The sequence below is a fragment of the Rhodococcus sp. JS3073 genome (assembly GCF_026810085.1).
Classification (GTDB): domain Bacteria; phylum Actinomycetota; class Actinomycetes; order Mycobacteriales; family Mycobacteriaceae; genus Rhodococcus_F; species Rhodococcus_F wratislaviensis.
Window position 1 is genome coordinate 7,922,734 of record NZ_CP113951.1, and the last position, 15,820, is coordinate 7,938,553.

Consider the following 15,820-nt stretch of genomic DNA (forward strand, 5'->3'; position numbering starts at 1 on the left):
CGATTTCGAAGTTCATGTGAGATTCCGTCGGTGTCGGTGCTCGACGAGCGGAGTGGGCGGCGCCGGGGTGGGCATCCCGGTGGCGTCGAGCCCGAGTTCGGTGAGCGCACGTTCGCGTAGGCGAGCCTTGGGTACCTTGCCGCTGGCGACCCGCGGGAAGCCGGCGCTGGTTCCGTAGATCACATGGTGCGGGGCTTTGTACTTGGCGGCCTTGCCGCGGACGTGGTCCTGGATCCGGGAGAGGGTGACGTCGTCGCGGTCGGCGTCGACGAAGACGACGATCGCCTCACCGCGCACGATGTCGGGGATGCCCACAGCATGCACTTCCCGGACGCCGGCAATCTCCCCGACCAGTAGTTCTACTTCGAGGGGGCTGACGTTGATGCCGCCGGGCTTCATCATCTCCGAGAGCCGGGAATGGAAGTGCAGGTACCCGTGCTCATCCAGGTATCCGAGGTCGCCGGTGCGGAAGAAGCCGTCGGTGGTCATGACCTCGCGATTGCGGTCGGGATCTTTGTAGTACCCGCGCATGACGTGTCCGCGGATCAGGATCTGTCCGATTTCACCGGCCGGTAGCGGGTCGTCGGTTTCCGGGTCGGCGACGCGGATGTCCCAGTCGGGCAGGGCGCGGCCGATGGTGCCCTCGGCCCGCTCGACGGGGTCGTGGGCATCGGTCAGCGCGCACAACCCATAGGACTCGGTCAATCCGTAGATGCTGGTGCCGAGGGTCAGTCCGAGTTCGGTGCGGGCGAGTTGGCGGTCGGCTTTGCTCAGGCCGAGGACGCCCTTGCGGAGGCTGAGTTGGCGGCGAGCGCGGTCGGGATGGTCGACGAGGCTTCGGGTCATGTTGCCCAGTCCGTAGTAGGCGGTGCAGCGTTCACGTTCGAGCAGTTCGAGGGCTCGGCCGGGTTCGTACACCTCCATGAGGACCACGCACGCGCCGTGGGTCCAGGTCGCGCCGAGGGCCTGGATTACACCGAGACCGTAGAACAGCGGTGTCGCGAGAAATGACCGGTCGTGCTCGTCGAGCGCCTGCCGTTCGCCGATGTTGAAGGTATTGACGATGGCGTGGTGGTGTTCGAGAGCGACACACTTCGGTCGGGCCGTGCTGCCACTGGTGTAGATGAGGTACGCGAGGTCGTCCGGTTCGACAGCGGCTTCGGCATCGGCCAGTGCGGCGTCGCTGATCTGTTCTCCGCGCCCGAGGAACTGGTGCAGCGGTACCGCAGCCGGGAGACGGTGGTCTCCGAGCTCGACGACCTGACGCAACGCCGGCAATGCGGTGTCGTGGAGTACGCCGTCGGGGCCGGGTGAGTCGGTGACCGCCGCGACGGCGCCCGCGATGATGGGGACATAGTCTGTACCGCGCAGTCGGTCGAAGAACAGCAGGGCTTTCACGTCGCCGTGTTCGAGCGCGTACGAGAGTTCATCGGTCTTGTACCAGGTGTTGATGGGCACGACGGCGGCGCCTATCCGGGCCCCGGCCATCGCGGTATATAGCCACTCGGGCCGATTGCCTGCCAAGATGGCGATCGAGTCACCGCGACCGATTCCTATGGCTAGCAGTGCCTTCGACCATCTGCTGACCTCGCGATCGAGGTCGGCGAAGGTGATGTCGGTCCCTTCGAAAGAGATTGCGGCGCGTCTGGGGAAGCGGTCGGCCATTTCGTGCAGCAATGCGCCCCAGGTGTGAGCGGCAGGAGCTGATGCGGTCATTGGAGTTCCTCGGGTTGTGCAGGCGACGAAACGATGGGGACAGCTGCAGGCGGGGTGGGTAAGCCGGGTGTGTCGACGGCAAACGCGAGTACGCGCCCGCCCTTGGCGACCGTCACGATGAGACGGTCGAGCGCGGCGCCGGCGAAGCAGACACTGGTGGGCATCGTTCCTTTACCGATCGCCAACTGCTCGCGCAGCTGCCCGGCCGGGTCGAAGTAGGTAACCGTGTCCGATTTGCTCCCCGCCACCCACAACCCGCCGCGTGCGTCGACGGTGATGCCATCGGGGGTTGGGACGGTGATCTCCGGGAAGTCATGATCGACGGTCGCGGTCGAAGCTGTGACCACATAGCGGCGCACCCGGTCGCGCGCGGTCTCGGCGACGTACAGGTGTTCCGGGTGGGGCCCGAACGCGATGCCGTTGGGGAAGAAGGCGTCGTCGAGAATGACGGTTGCGTGATCGGCCGCGGGATCGTATCGCCAGACGCGGCCCGGCAGGGCTGCGTCGCCGAAGCCGTGACCGTTCGGGTCGGTGAACCAGAGCGCGCCGTCCGGCCCGAACGCACAGTCCGAGGGAGCATGGACGTTCTCGCTGAGGATGGTGCGCGGCGCGGCGGGAGCGTGGTGATCCCAGACCTGGATGGACGGGATGGTGTGCAGCCGTGACCTGGTGGGCATCGCCTCGCCACCATTCTGAGTGATCCACAGTCGCCCGTCGCAGCCGAGCGTCATGCCGTTCGGTCCGCCACCGGTTTCGGCGACGGCAACGGCCGGTCGGCCGTCGAGGAAGACCTCGTACAGCGCGCCGCGGCTGACGCTCGTGACGAATAGTCGGCCGTCGGTGGTCCACACGGGGCCCTCGGTGAAGCCGATGTTCTCTGCGAGTGTCAGGCCGTCCTCGACTGTTCTGGTGGTGATCGATGGTGCAGCCATCAGTGTTGTCCTGTTCTGATCGTCGCCGGTGTCGTGCAATCGGTCGACGCCCAACGCGTCATCAACGTTGTTGCAGGCTCCGGGTTTTCGCCGTGGCCGCCAGCATTGCCCGGTGTTCTGCTGTATCGGGGAGCGGGGGCCGGTTCGACGCGTTCTCCCCGGATGAGGGTGTTTCGGAACTGAATGTGTGGGTCGGTCACAGCTTCGTCGAGAGTGAGAACAGGGGACACACATGCGTCGAGTTCGGCGAAGACCACTGTCCATTCTTCGCGCGTTTTCGCCTGGAAGATACGCGCAAACCGGTCCTTCATGGCCGGCCACTGTGCTCGGTCCTGCTGTGCCGGCAGGTCGGCGTCGGCGAGCCCGAGCCCGAGGAGCAGTCGCTGGTAGAACTGTGGCTCGATACTGCCGACGGCCATGAAGGCGTCGTCCGAGGTCCGGTAGACGTTGTAGAAGTGTGAACCACTGTCGATACTGTTCGTGCCGGGTTCGCTCGACCAGTTCCCGGTGGCCTTGCGGTTCCAGATTCCGCTCATCAGTAGGCTGGTTCCGTCGATCATTGCGGCGTCGACGACCTGACCGGTATTGCTCGACACCCGCTCGTAGAGTGCGGCGAGTATTCCTGTGACCAGCAGCATCCCGCCGCCGCCGTAGTCGCCGACGAGATTGAGTGGTGGAACGGGTGCCTCGCCCTGGCGGGCGATGGACCGAAGGGCACCGGTCAGGGCGAGATAGTTGAGGTCGTGGCCGGCGGTATCGGCGAGCGGTCCGTCCTGCCCCCAGCCGGTCATTCGGGCGTAGATCAAGGCAGGGTTGCGGCCTAGGCAGGTGTCGGGTCCGAGCCCGAGTCGTTCCATCACGCCCGGCCGGAATCCTTCGATGAGCACGTCGGCGCGATCGATGGCGTCCAGGGCACGGTCGCGTTCGCAGGGGTCCTTGAGATCAAGGCTCAGTGTGGTCCGTCCCCGGCCGAGGATGCCGGCGTCGTCGGTGGTCTGGCCGGGCCGGTTGATCCGCAGGACTTCCGCGCCGGCGTCGGCGAGCATCATCGCGGCGAACGGTGCCGACCCGAGCGCGGCGATCTCGACGACGCGCAGTCCACGGAGCGGGCCGGGGGAGGGGGCTGTGTCGGTCATGTGCCTTCCTTGTCGGCTGCGACGAAGATCAGGTGCGACTCTCCGTCGTCGGTGGTGAATTCGGCGCGGACTCGCTGCCCGATCCGGATGGAGGGCATTGGCACGCCGACGAGGTTGCCGTAGATCCTGGTGCCTTCGTCGAGTTCGATGACCGCGACGACGTATGGACTCGGCAGGTGGAAGTCGGTCAGGTAGGTCTTGTGGAAGGTTGCGTAGGACCATAGGTGGCCCTCTCCGGTCACCGCGTTCCACTGTGGAGTCTCTGTGTTACCGCATCGAGTGCAGACCGCTTTCGGAGGGAACTGCTGGGTTCCGCAGGCCGCGCAGGCACTGATCAACAGCTCGTGGCGGGCCAGCCCCTCGTGATGGGCGGTCAACGAATAGCGGGGGCTCATGCCTGTGCTCCGTATACGACCGAGGTCACCACGGGAGCGGCGCACAGGTATTGAGCGATCGTCGCGTCGTGCACCTGGCGATCGCCGCAGGTCTTCCTCAGCTGGCGGATCGCCTCGACGTTCAACCCCCACCCTTGCATGTAGCTTTCCGACAGATGTCCGCCGGAGGTGTTGATCGGCAGCTCACCTCGCAGCCCGATTCGGCCGTCCTGGATCCATGCTCCGGACTCGCCGGGTGCGCAGAATCCGAGGCCCTCCAGGGTGAAGAGCACGTTGGGGCTGAAGTTGTCGTAGGCCATCAGGACGTCGATGTCGGCGCGGGTGCAGTCGGCCATTGCGTAGGCCTGCTGCCCTGCGCTGGCGATCGCCTCACGCCAGAAGTCGTCCGGGGGGAAGTCAGAGTTGCGTAGCTGCCCTTGTTGTCCGACCCCGAGGATATGGACGGGCGGTTGAGCGCAGTCGCGGGCCCGGTCCGCGGAGGTGAGGATCATGGCCACCCCGCCGTCGTTGATCAGGCAGTAGTCGTAGATCTTCAGCGGTTCGACGATGAATCGGGACTCGAGGTAGATCTCGCGTGAGATGGGGTCTGTGAACACGGCCCGCGGGTTGAGCGAGGCGTGGTCTCGCAGGGTGACCGCGACTTGCGCCAGCTGTTCGGCGGTGGTGCCGTACTGCGCACAGTGCCGCTGGAACATCATCGCGTAAAAGGCTCCGGGAGAGGTCATTCCGTATGGCAGGGTCAGCGCCGGGGTGGTGCCGTATCCCTCGGCGGCCGCGCTGGCGCTCGCGCCGCCGCCTCCATAGGTGTGCCCACCGGAGCGCCCGTTGTTGCCGTACACCAGCGCGATGGTGGAGGCCATCCCGGTAGCGATGGCCAGTACCGCCATCTGGATGGCGATGCCGGTCATGCGTCCTTCCGCCGGGAGCTGCGCCGACCAGCGTGGTTCGATTCCCATCCGTGAGGCCACTGCTTCGTAACTACTGACCCGGTTCACGATCAGGCCGTCGAGGTCGCCGGGAGTCAGTCCGGCATCGGTGAGTGCCGCCTGAAGGGCGGTCAAGCCCAAATCGTCGGCGGAGGAACCCGTGAGATTGCCGAATTTGGTCGTGCCGACCCCGACCACCGCGGTGGCCGCGCGAAGTACGGCCTTATCTGTGGGCCGGTGTGGCTGCACTACAACTCCAAAATGTGATAACTGATACGTACGGACAATTTACTGTGCCATGCCCGGCGACGTTTCCGCAAGGGCGGACGAGAACCGGGTAGCAACGTCGGATAACGGTGTGCCGCCGCGGATTCGATGCGAGGAAGAACGGGAGCCACCGGCCGCGCGGGCACGCCAAGGCACCCTTCCGGTCTCTGATGCGAGGAGACCGGAAGGGTCGAAGCACCCCGGGGGACGTCAGAGTGAGAAGTCGATGACTCCGCGGATGTTCTTACCGTCTCGCAAGTCCTGATATCCCTGGTTGATCTCGTCGAGCGTGTAGCGGGTGGTGATGAGCTCGTCGAGTTTGAGCCGACCTGCATCGTAGAGTCGCAGCAACCGGACGATGTCGTACTGCGGATTCGACGATCCGAACAGGGTGCCCTTGATGGTCTTCTCCATGAACACCATTTCCTGGCCCGACACGTGGACGGTGAGGTTGGCGGCGTTGGACACACCCGTGACCACGACCGTCGAGCCCTTCCCGATCACGTTGAATGCCGCGGTGATGGTTTCCTCGTCCATGGTTCCGATGAGCACGAGGGCCTGGTCGGCACCCTGGCCCCAGGTCAGTTCGGTGACCTTCGCGTGCGCTTCCTCGGCATTGGAGAAGACATGGGTCGCACCGAATTTGAGTGCCGTCTCTCGCTTGAACTCGACGGGATCGACGCACACGATGTACTTCGCACCGGCGTGCACCGCACCCTGAACCGCGTTGACACCCAATCCGCCGATCCCATAGATGACGGTCGTGTCCCCGGGGCGAACGTTGCCGGCGTTGACCGCGGTTCCCCATCCGGTCGGGACACCGCACCCGACGAGTACCGCGGAGTCGAGGGGAAGCCAGTCGTCGACCTTCACGACCGAGTATTCGGACACGGTCGCGAATTCGGAGAAGGCCCCGAGCATGCAGAAAGCGCTGTAGTCGGTGCCGTCCTTGTGGAGACGGAAAGTGCCGTCCGGCATGCTGCCTTCGAGGATCGTGGACCCTGCGTCGCAGAGATTCTGGCGTCCGGTCGAGCAGTACCGGCAGATGCCGCAACTCGGGGTGAAGCTGCAGACCACGTGGTCACCGACCGCGACCTTCTTCACTCCGGGGCCGACCTTCTCGACGATGCCCGCCGCTTCGTGGCCGCCCACCATCGGATAGCGCACCGACAGATCTCCGTCCATCATGTGCAGATCCGAATGGCACAGCCCGGCCGCGGACATCCGCAGCAGGACCTCCCCGGGGCCGGGATCGTCGATGTCGAGTTCCATGATCTCGAAGGGGGCGTGGGGCGCGGTCAGTACGGCAGCGCGTGTCTTCATTGTTCTTTCCGATCGTTCGAGGGAAATTCAGCTGTGCATGGTCCAGACGGACTTGGTTTCCAGGTATCCGTCGAGGCTGTCCGGGCCCAGGTCGCGGCCGTAGCCGGACTGGCGGAACCCGCCGAAGGGAGCCGCCGGATCGGTCAACCCCCACCCGTTGACATAGACGGTCCCGGCCTGCAGTCGGCGGGTCATCGTCTGGACGGTGTTCACATTCTTCGTCCAGATGCCCGCGGCCAAGCCGTAGTCGCTGGCATTCGCGCGCTCGATCACCTCGTCGATGTGGTCGAAGGTGAGAACGACGACGACCGGACCGAAGATCTCCTCACGGGCGCATTCCATGTCGTCGGTCGCGTTGGCGATGATCGTCGGGGGGTGGAAGTGTCCGGTCAGATCGTCGAGTATCTGCGCGCCCTGATAGATCGTGGCGCCCTCTTCCTTTGCGCGCTCGACGTATCCCCGGACACGCTCGAGTTGCGCTTTGTTGGCCAGGGGCCCGAAGTCGACGCCCTCCTCGATGCCGGGTCCGATCCTCAACTGGCCGGCGATCGTGGTGAGTCGCTCGATGACCTCGTCGTGAATGTCGTTGTGTACAAATAATCGCGATGGGGCGCTGCAGGTTTGGCCGGAGTGCCAGAAGATGCCACCCGCAGAACCGCTCACCGCCTCCTGCACATCGGCGTCGGGAAGGATGATGTTGGCGGACTTGCCGCCCAGTTCGAGCGTCACCCGTTTGACGTCGTCCGCGGCTTGGCGGGCGATGCGCTTGCCGACCTTCGTCGAGCCGGTGAACGTGAGCTTGTCCACCCCGGGATGGGTGACCAGTGCTTGCCCAGCGGTTCCGCCAGTGCCGGGGACGACGTTGAGCACGCCGGGGGGAAGTCCGGCGTCGGTGGCCAGCTCCGCCAGCCACAGCGCCGACAGGGGCGTTTCCTCGGAAGGCTTGAGGACAATCGTGCACCCGGACGCGAGAGCGGGACCGATCTTCCATCCGCACAGCAGAAGCGGGAAGTTCCACGCGGTGATCGCGCCCACCACCCCGACCGGTTCACGTTCGGTGCGTATGTGAATGTTGGGATGAGATACCGGGACGGTCGCACCGACAATCTTGGTGGGCCAGCCGGCGTAGTAGTGAAATGCTCGGGCGGCGAATTCGACATCGATATTTCGTGCTGCGCCGAGAACCTTTCCTGCATCAAGGACCTCGAGTTGAGCGAAGTCGTCGGCGTGCTGGTAGATCAGATCGCCGATTCGGTGGAGGATACGTCCGCGGTCGAGTGGGCTCATCTGTCGCCAGGGAGCGGACTCGGCGAACGCGCGCCGGGCGGCCTCGACCGCGTCGGCGACGTCGTCCACCCCTCCCGAGGCCGCAACCGCAATCTGGCGCCCGGTTGCCGGGTCGAAGACGGGAAGCTCCTCGCCGCCGAGCGCTGCGCGCCGTTCGCCGTCGATGAAGACGTGCGGCGCCGCGTCCAAACGCTTGACGACAGCCGAGGAGAGCAGGTGATCAGTCGTTGCGATGGTTGTCATCGTGCCTCTCAAATGGATATTTGATACATCAGGTGTGACTCACGTTACGTCAAGACGCCCACGAAGTCGAGTACGGCCTGGACGGTGTGGAAACGCGATATGCAGAACTCGGCGGGCCGACGACGGGATAGTTTTGAAAACCTGCTGTTCAGGTCGCTGGTGTAGTGCGTCGACGGGGGAAATGCGCGGGTGTGGCGTGTTGCCGAGGGCGATGTGCCCGCTACCTCCGTCGACCGCGTTACACTAGCGATTGTTGATGATTGATCAAATTAGGAGTCGATATGGCCACGTCCGACGCTGAGGTCGAACTGTCGAACCGTCGTGCACGGAACGGTGGCAGGAGTGAGGATGCTCGTCCTCATGTCTCGCGGCGGAACATGAGTGGTCAGGTCGTCGACTACATCAAGAACATGATCTTCGACGGGTCGCTGATCCGGGGGCAGCGAGTGCCGCAGGACCAAATCGCCAAGGACCTCGGGGTCAGTCGCCTGCCGGTTCGGGAAGCGCTCATCACTCTCGAGGCCGAGGGATTGATCGACTCCGAACCTCATCGTGGTTCTTTCGTCGTTCCCATCTTGCGCGAGGACATCGACGATCACTACCGGATCTACGGAATGGTGCAGGGGCTCGCATCGCGGCGCGCAGCGTCGCGGATCACGCAACCAACGCTTGCCCGGTTGCAGGAGCTGCACGAGGGCATGCAGGCGAGCGATGATCCTGATCTATTGCACAACCTGAACTGGGAGTTCCACGCTCTCATCAACCAGACCGGTGGCAGTCGGCGCCTGTTGTCGGTGCTGCGGCAGCTGGCCAAGAACCTGCCACGGGCCGTGTACGAGGCACCCCCGGGGGCGAGCCCGGAAGCCAATCGGGGGCACCAGAAGATATTGGACGCCTTGAGGAGTGGAGACGCGACAGCGGCGGATGCCGCATCTCGCGAACATGTCCAGTTCGAGGGGGAGTACGTGATCGCCAAGCTCAAGCGCGATGGGATCCTCGCCGACGACGCCTAGTGGCAGGCACAAACTTGTCAGTTCTACGTCGTTCACGGCCTGGCCGGCAGGTGGCCGGGTACGGCGGGGCGAGTGTCAGCGAGTGGGGCATGCGATTCGCGGCTGGCGCAACACCAGTGCAATGACTTCTGCCCGTGTGCGCACGCCCAGCTTGCGCAGGATACTGCTGACGTGAAAGCGCACGGTGCTCTCGGCGATGTAGAGCTGCTATCCGATATCGCGGTTGGACGAGCCCGCGACCAGGCACCCGAGCACGTCGCGCTCTCGGCCGCTCAATGATGGCCAGGATGCTGAACCGCCGGTGCCATGGATGTCTTTTGGAACCGCGACGAGCTGACTGAGGATGTCGAGAGCCACACAACGGGCGGCCTGGTCGTCCAGCTCGTCCGATCGCAGTGCCGTCACTGCGCGGTGGACAGCGGAACACCTCACGGCACCGGGAACTGTCTCGTTGCGCGCATAGCAGTCGGGACAGGATGTCGACACCTATACCCCCTTCTTAAGCACTGCCGCGTCACGAAGCTCGGATTGTATCAACTATCCGTGCGCTTCTCAGCGGGTGTGGGGTGAACGTCCGGCAGGCTTGTCGAACATCGCCAGTTCAACCGTCCTTTCAGGGGAGAGGGGACGAGTCGTTGGCCGTAAGACTTGATAAGTGATACAAAAAGACGCACACTTTGTGGCGCGCGCCACAGCGTGTTCCCCTCCTCCTCGATCGCCCCTCGACGTCACCAGGAGATCCGATGACAGAAATAGCCGTTGACGATGGTTTGCGCGAGAGACCGCCAGCCACTCCTGCCTCGGAGGGGCCGCTGAGGCCCTATCACTGGGCCGTCATGGTGCTCGGCGTGCTCGGTTACGCGACCATCGCGGCCGACGCCGCAATCTTCCCCACCAGTTACCCCCTCGTCCAGCAAAGCCTGGGATTCTCCGACAGCGCTGTCGGATACATCTATGCAGCCGGATTCTTCACCTGCGGTGTCATCGCTATGTTCTTCATCGGCCCCATGACCGACCGGTTCGGCCGTAAGCCTCTCTTCATAGCGGCTATCGCGATTTGCTCGGCGTTCACGATTCTGACTGGCTTCGCCTGGAACACAGCATCATTCGGTGTCATGCGGTCGATCGCAACCATCGGTTATGTCTCCTGGGGGCTGGCCACCGTACTCATTGCGGAATCGGTACCCGCGAAGCATCGCGGATGGATGACCGGGACCGTGCCAGTGGGGTGGGCCATCGGATTCGGATCGTCGGCGTTCTTCTCCGAACACATCGCCGCCGGCATGGGATGGCGGGCGGTGTTCTGGATCGTCGGCACACTCCCCTTGGTCTTCGGTATCGCCGTCTCCTTCGTCATCAAGGAAACACCGCACTTCCAGGATCTCCAGCATGCCCGTCGAACTGGGGCGAGCAGGTTCCACATCGACGTCGCTAAGACGGAGAAGAGTGTGCTCGCTCAGCTGTGGGCAGCCGATATGCGTCGCCGCACCATCGGCGTCACCGTGTTCTTCCTCTTCATCGTGCCCCAATACGCCATCATGTCCTACTTCGGACTGAGCTTCATGCAAGCGAAGGACATTTCGTTCCTCGAGGCCAACCGTGCGATCAGCTGGGCGAACTGGCTCGGTATCGTCACCATCCTCGCCGCCAGTTTCCTCACACGGGGCAAAGGTGCCCACTACACCCTCACCGCCGTCGGAGTGCTCGGATCTGTATGCGCCATCTTCATGGTGTACCTGGCGACACCGTCGACGATCGTGCCCTGGTTCATCGTGTACGTCTTGATCACCATCGGTCTCTGGGGCGGATCCTCGAATTTTCTCCAGGAAGCCTTCCCCACGCGTGTCCGTGGCACGGGCGGAGCATGGGGTTCGGGCATGCTGTGGGCCAGCTACGGAACTCTCGCACTCGTCGTCGCCCCGCTGCTGACCCTCTACAGCTGGAATGTGCTGGTCATCGTCTTCGGTGCCGTGCTGCCGCTGATCGCGTTGGTCGGCCTGTGGCTGGTCCCGCAGCCGAAGGCGCTCAACTCCAACCTCGAAGACCTGGTGCACTGACATGCGTTGCTGCACAACCGGGACCAACCGGAGCATTGCGACCCCGCCATCGAACAAAATCCCCTTGTGCTACCCCACCGGCCACTGGCCGAGCGACACGATGCCCTGGCCCGAAGGAAAGAACCGATGAACGTTTTCGACGTCGAAGATCACGGACACGGCCCAGCAGTGCTTTTCAGCCACGGCACGCTCCTGGATCGGACCATGTACGCCGCGCAAACCGCTGCTCTGGCCGATCGCTACCGAACCATCGCCTATACCAGCAGGGCCGGAACATCGGAATACGCCACCGCGTACGACCTCGACTCGCTGGTCTCCGATTGCCTGGAGGTGGCCGCGCGAGCAGGAGTCGACCGATTCGCGCTGGTGGGAATGTCGGTGGGCGGGTTCATGGCGATCGAGTTGGCCCTGAAGTACCCAGAACGGCTGGCCGGGCTGGTCCTGATGGACACGATGGCAGACGCCTACACCAGCGAGGAGAAGGCTCAGTTCGCCGAAGTGTTCCTGCCCATGAAGAGCGAAGACCCCATCCCCGCGACCTTCGCAGAAACTTTCATTCCTATCATTTTCGGCCCGCAGGCCGTCGCGAACCGTCCTGACTTGATCGATTCGTGGGTGCGCAAGTGGCGAGCGAGACCATCGCGGTCGGTGTGGGGCGAATACAACTCGTGGATCAGCAAGAGCGAACGCCTCTCCCGCCTGTCCGAGATAGAGATCCCGACCCTCATCGTGCACGGTGAGGAGGACAACGGCATCGACATTGCAGCTGCCGAACGGATGCATGCCCGGATACCGGGATCAGCTTTCGCCCGAATCCCCGGCGCGGGCCACCTGGTGACTGAGGAAAACCCCGACGCCGTATCAACGGCGCTGGCCAGCTTCCTTGACGCCCTTCCGCGTTGGTAGGCCCGACCGCACAGCCTCGCCCACCCCACACCACCGACGACCCTGAACATGGACACCGAATGAAACCCACCACCCTCGATAACGACGTCACGATCATCTCCGGCGGCAGCCGCGGCATCGGCGCCGCCATCGTCCGGACACTGAGCGAGTACGGCAGTGCGGTCACCATCGCCGGCGGGTGCGCCGAGAGCGGCCGTCGACTTGCCGACGAACTGGGTCCACGATGTCACTACATCCCACATGACGTCACCGACGAACAATCCTGGCAGGACGTCATCGACCGCACCGTCGACCGGCACGGCAAGGTGACGGCACTGGTCAACAATGCGGGCATCTACAAACCGGAAGGCGACATCGAGAACACCAGTCCCGAGAACTTCAACTCCCATTACCGGGTCAACCAACTCGGAGTCTTTCTCGGCATGAACGCCGTCGCGGGGCTGATGAAGGCAGCCCGCCACGGCAGTATCGTCAACATCTCCTCCATCGCCTCCCACCGCGCCTACCCCAACCAAATCTCCTACACCACAACCAAATGGGCGGTTCGAGGTATGACCAAAGCTGCCGCAGTGGATCTCGGACAGTTCGGCGTCCGGGTCAACTCGGTTCATCCCGGATTCATCGATACCAGCATGCTGGACGTTGTTCCCGACTCACAACGAGAGGCCGTGGTCAGCGCGACACCACTCGGGCGCCTCGGCCAGACCGACGAAATCGCAGCATCCGTGGCCTACCTTGTCTCCCCGTCGAGCGGCTTCGTCACCGGCGCCGAACTCGTGATCGACGGCGGACTCTCCGCATGAACGTCGCCCACTCCCAGCCCCCGTGCCAACACGTCACCACGACTACTCCCTCGAGCCATTTTCCTGGAGGAACCCATCATGCGCGTGACTGAAAAACGCTCCACCACAAAGATGCTGCGGGTTACCGCAGCAGGATTCGCCGGCACTGCCCTCGAGTACTACGACTTCTTCCTGTACGGCACCGCCGCAGCCCTCGTGTTCGGGCCCTTGTTCTTCCCGTCATACAGCCCGCTAGCGGGGACCCTCGCCTCCTTCGCGACTTTCGCGGTCGGATTCCTGGCCAGGCCGTTGGGCAGTGTTCTCTTCGGCGGAATGGGGGACAAGGTCGGTCGGCGCAAGACGCTCGTGTTTTCGCTGTTGATGATGGGCACCGCGACGGTTCTGATCGGCGTACTTCCGACATTCGAGCAAGTCGGCTGGTTCGCTCCGCTCCTGCTGGTCGCCCTCCGATTCGTGCAAGGCATCGCGATGGGCGGAGAGTGGGGTGGAGCTGCTCTGATGCTCGTCGAGCATTCACCCCCGCACCGGCGCGGGCTGTACGGAAGCACCGTTCAGATGGGGGTACCCGGCGGACTCCTGCTGTCGACCATCGCCATCACCGTCAGTGACCACATCTCCGGCGACGCTTTCGGCACCTGGGGATGGCGGATCCCATTCCTGCTCAGCGCCGTCCTCTTCGCCATCTCGATGTTCATTCGCCTCGGCGTCGAGGAAACTCCGGACTTCACCGAACTGCAGACCGCCTCCGCCCAGCAAAGCACCCCCGTGCGCTCACTCCTGCGCAATCAATGGCGGGAGGTCGGGCTGGCCGCAGGCGTCATCGCCCCTGGAGGCATCCTGTTCTATCTGGTGTCCACCTACGCCGTCTCGTACGGCACCACGATCTTGGACATCAGCCGCACAACGATGCTCAATGCGCTGCTCGCCGCATCGATCGTCTACTTGATCTGCCTGCCGGTATCCGGTCATCTGAGTGACCGGTTCTCCCGCCGCATCGTCCTTCTCGTCGGGTGCTTCACCGCTCTGTTCGGAGGTTTCGTGCTGTTCGCGCTGATGAACACCGGGTCGGGCTGGGCCGCGTTCTTGAGTATCACCTTCATGCTGGCGGTGGTGCACTCGGCACTGCAAGCCCCGCAGCCGGCCTTCCTAGCGGAGCGATTCAGTGTCGACGTCCGGTTCAGCGGCGTCGCGTTGAGTCAGGCGCTGTCAGTCAGTGTCATCGGTGGCACCGCCCCGTTCATGGCGACGTTGTTCTACAGCTGGACACACTCCACCTGGCTGATCTGTACCTGGCTCGCACTCTGGAGCGTGGCTGGGGCCCTCTCGACGATCGCGCTCAGCAGGCGACCATGCGCGATCGACGGTGCCGAACAGCGACCGGCAGATACCGACCGGGAACCCCGACTCGGTGCGTCACGACAACTGACTGGCACCCACGAGTAGTTCCGTGGACGCCCGTAGCTCCGCGGACACCGCATCCGCGGAGCTATGCGCCGGGGGAGCCCGGCGCGCCACCGACATAACGCCACTCGATCCGACCACGCAGTCCGCCGAGAATCTCGGCGGGCGTCGTCCCGAGCGCGTGAGCCCACCGCTGCGCACCCGCGGTGCTGCCAGCGGTTCCCCCGAACAACACGGCGCGATCTCCTTCCACCACATCGGTGTCCGTCCCGAGGTAGACCAGTATCTGATCCATGCACACCCGCCCGACCTGAGGGCGCCACCTACCGCCCAGCAGCACCGACATACGGCCACCCAGCGCACGCGGAATCCCGTCCGCGTACCCCACCGGCAGCAGTGCGATCGAACAGTCCCTCTCTGCCACCCACCGGAACCCGTACGAGACCCCGTCGCCCGCAGCGATCTTCTTCACCAGCGCCACCTCCGCCGACAACGTCATGGCCGGAAGCAGTTCCGCTTCGAGGGCAGAACCGGTTGGCGCGACGCCGTACAGACCGAGATCGGCGCGGACCAGGTCGAAGCGTAAGTCACTGCGCTGCAGCGCCTGCGCGCCGGCGAGATGGGCGGAATCGAAGGTCACCCCGGCTGCGCGTGCGAACCGTAAGTACTCGAGAAAATGGGCGCGGTCTCGATCCACCACAGCGTCGGCATCAGTGTCGTCGCCGGTCGACGAGTAGATGCCGCGAACGTGCACCGTCCCCTCCGATTGAGCTGCGCGTAGCGACCGGATCAGTTCTGCCCAGTGCGGGACCAGCTGTGGGGGACGTCGGCAGTCGACGGCCACCTGGACCGTCGCAGTTGTCCCGCGCCGTGCCGCCGCCATCACGGCCGCCACCTGATCGGCGGATTCAACCGTTACGGCGATGCCGGTTCGGATTCCTGCGTCGAGGCAGTCCTCTCCGTTCCCACGTACCGGCGCGAACGCCAGGATCGGGGCGCCGATACCGGCCCGGCGAAGTGCGCACCCTTCATCGATCGTCCGAACCCCCAGTTCCCGCGCCCCAGCCGCCAAGGCGGTGACCGCGACCGGCACCGCACCGTGGCCGTACGCGTCAGCCTCGACTACCGCCATCAACGACGCCGTCCCGGCCCGAGCGGCCAGGGCCTTCGTGTTCCGGGAGGTGGCGTCCAGGTTCACACAGGCCTCGATCACCGGTCGACGGCCCTCCAGAGATGCGGCGCCGGGAGCGACATCGGTCTCCGATTGGAAAGCTGACACGGTTCTGGCCCTCGATTCAATGGCAAGTGCCCACCCCAACAGGGGTGGTGGGGGAGGACGGATAGTGCCTCGGGCGAGGCTGCGAATTCTGCCTGACACCTTACTCGGCCACACCTCGGTCGTCGGGCCTGCAACT

14 protein-coding genes are annotated in these 15,820 nt (G+C 64.3%); 5 read left to right on the forward strand and 9 right to left on the reverse strand.

Translation table 11 applies throughout. The features are described 5' to 3' along the window. Nucleotides 1–12 precede the first annotated feature (12 nt). The 7 genes from OYT95_RS36115 to OYT95_RS36145 form a co-directional block, all read right to left on the reverse strand. Nucleotides 13–1,716 carry an AMP-binding protein gene (locus OYT95_RS36115; protein ID WP_268790331.1) on the reverse strand — a complete coding sequence of 568 codons (1,704 nt, stop codon included), beginning with the start codon at nt 1,714–1,716 and terminating at the stop codon, nt 13–15. Further along, the gene (locus OYT95_RS36120) at nt 1,713–2,648 is read right to left on the reverse strand and encodes an SMP-30/gluconolactonase/LRE family protein (RefSeq protein ID WP_268790332.1); all 936 of its coding nucleotides are present in this window, start codon (nt 2,646–2,648) and stop codon (nt 1,713–1,715) included. The genes OYT95_RS36115 and OYT95_RS36120 overlap by 4 nt, the downstream gene beginning before the upstream one ends. Beyond that, entirely contained in the window at nt 2,648–3,784 is a 1,137-nt protein-coding gene (locus tag OYT95_RS36125) for a CaiB/BaiF CoA transferase family protein (RefSeq protein WP_268790333.1), read from the reverse strand. Before OYT95_RS36125 ends, OYT95_RS36120 begins: the two co-directional genes overlap by 1 nt. After that, on the reverse strand, nt 3,781–4,179 hold the full coding sequence (locus OYT95_RS36130) for a Zn-ribbon domain-containing OB-fold protein (protein WP_268790334.1): 399 nt from the start codon (nt 4,177–4,179) through the stop codon (nt 3,781–3,783). The genes OYT95_RS36125 and OYT95_RS36130 overlap by 4 nt, the downstream gene beginning before the upstream one ends. Beyond that, nucleotides 4,176–5,240, reverse strand: coding sequence for a thiolase family protein (locus OYT95_RS36135; protein ID WP_268790335.1), 1,065 nt, complete (start codon nt 5,238–5,240; stop codon nt 4,176–4,178). Before OYT95_RS36135 ends, OYT95_RS36130 begins: the two co-directional genes overlap by 4 nt. A gap of 342 nt (nt 5,241–5,582) precedes the next feature. After that, nucleotides 5,583–6,695: an NDMA-dependent alcohol dehydrogenase gene (locus OYT95_RS36140; protein WP_268790336.1), complete on the reverse strand. Its 1,113-nt coding sequence runs from the start codon at nt 6,693–6,695 to the stop codon at nt 5,583–5,585. Nucleotides 6,696–6,722: 27 nt separating this feature from the next. Continuing rightward, a complete protein-coding gene (locus tag OYT95_RS36145; protein WP_268790337.1) occupies nt 6,723–8,225 on the reverse strand; it encodes an aldehyde dehydrogenase family protein in 1,503 nt (500 codons plus the stop codon). A gap of 281 nt (nt 8,226–8,506) precedes the next feature. Between OYT95_RS36145 and OYT95_RS36150 the strand changes: the two genes are divergently transcribed. Beyond that, complete coding sequence (locus tag OYT95_RS36150) at nt 8,507–9,238, forward strand: GntR family transcriptional regulator (RefSeq protein ID WP_268790338.1); 732 nt, start codon at nt 8,507–8,509, stop codon at nt 9,236–9,238. A 75-nt stretch (nt 9,239–9,313) separates the two neighbouring features. Here OYT95_RS36150 and OYT95_RS44830 read toward each other — a convergent pair whose 3' ends face one another. Further along, nucleotides 9,314–9,421 (reverse strand): hypothetical protein, encoded by a 108-nt coding sequence (locus tag OYT95_RS44830; protein WP_268790339.1) that lies wholly within the window; start codon nt 9,419–9,421, stop codon nt 9,314–9,316. Between the two features lie 560 nt (nt 9,422–9,981). On the opposite strand from OYT95_RS44830, the gene OYT95_RS36160 reads away from it, so the two are divergent. The 4 genes from OYT95_RS36160 (at nt 9,982) to OYT95_RS36175 (ending at nt 14,447) form a co-directional block, all read left to right on the forward strand. Beyond that, nucleotides 9,982–11,295 (forward strand): MFS transporter, encoded by a 1,314-nt coding sequence (locus OYT95_RS36160; protein ID WP_268790340.1) that lies wholly within the window; start codon nt 9,982–9,984, stop codon nt 11,293–11,295. A 126-nt stretch (nt 11,296–11,421) separates the two neighbouring features. Then, nucleotides 11,422–12,201, forward strand: a complete 780-nt coding sequence (locus tag OYT95_RS36165; RefSeq protein ID WP_268790341.1) for an alpha/beta fold hydrolase — start codon at nt 11,422–11,424, stop codon at nt 12,199–12,201. A 59-nt stretch (nt 12,202–12,260) separates the two neighbouring features. Beyond that, the gene (locus OYT95_RS36170) at nt 12,261–13,004 is read left to right on the forward strand and encodes an SDR family NAD(P)-dependent oxidoreductase (RefSeq protein WP_268790342.1); all 744 of its coding nucleotides are present in this window, start codon (nt 12,261–12,263) and stop codon (nt 13,002–13,004) included. A gap of 78 nt (nt 13,005–13,082) precedes the next feature. Further along, on the forward strand, nt 13,083–14,447 hold the full coding sequence (locus OYT95_RS36175) for an MFS transporter (protein ID WP_268790343.1): 1,365 nt from the start codon (nt 13,083–13,085) through the stop codon (nt 14,445–14,447). 43 nt (nt 14,448–14,490) lie between these two features. Here OYT95_RS36175 and alr read toward each other — a convergent pair whose 3' ends face one another. Then, complete coding sequence (gene alr, locus OYT95_RS36180) at nt 14,491–15,684, reverse strand: alanine racemase (RefSeq protein ID WP_268790344.1); 1,194 nt, start codon at nt 15,682–15,684, stop codon at nt 14,491–14,493. Nucleotides 15,685–15,820: the final 136 nt, after the last annotated feature.

Excerpts from the sequence above, each read along its gene's own strand:
- OYT95_RS36115 (WP_268790331.1), bottom strand. The coding sequence starts at position 1,716 with ATGACCGCATCAGCTCCTGCCGCTCACACCTGGGGCGCATTGCTGCAC.
- OYT95_RS36120 (WP_268790332.1), bottom strand. The coding sequence starts at position 2,648 with ATGGCTGCACCATCGATCACCACCAGAACAGTCGAGGACGGCCTGACA.
- OYT95_RS36125 (WP_268790333.1), bottom strand. The coding sequence starts at position 3,784 with ATGACCGACACAGCCCCCTCCCCCGGCCCGCTCCGTGGACTGCGCGTC.
- OYT95_RS36130 (WP_268790334.1), bottom strand. The coding sequence starts at position 4,179 with ATGAGCCCCCGCTATTCGTTGACCGCCCATCACGAGGGGCTGGCCCGC.
- OYT95_RS36140 (WP_268790336.1), bottom strand. The coding sequence starts at position 6,695 with ATGAAGACACGCGCTGCCGTACTGACCGCGCCCCACGCCCCCTTCGAG.
- OYT95_RS36145 (WP_268790337.1), bottom strand. The coding sequence starts at position 8,225 with ATGACAACCATCGCAACGACTGATCACCTGCTCTCCTCGGCTGTCGTC.
- OYT95_RS36150 (WP_268790338.1), top strand. The coding sequence starts at position 8,507 with ATGGCCACGTCCGACGCTGAGGTCGAACTGTCGAACCGTCGTGCACGG.
- OYT95_RS36160 (WP_268790340.1), top strand. The coding sequence starts at position 9,982 with ATGACAGAAATAGCCGTTGACGATGGTTTGCGCGAGAGACCGCCAGCC.
- OYT95_RS36165 (WP_268790341.1), top strand. The coding sequence starts at position 11,422 with ATGAACGTTTTCGACGTCGAAGATCACGGACACGGCCCAGCAGTGCTT.
- OYT95_RS36170 (WP_268790342.1), top strand. The coding sequence starts at position 12,261 with ATGAAACCCACCACCCTCGATAACGACGTCACGATCATCTCCGGCGGC.
- OYT95_RS36175 (WP_268790343.1), top strand. The coding sequence starts at position 13,083 with ATGCGCGTGACTGAAAAACGCTCCACCACAAAGATGCTGCGGGTTACC.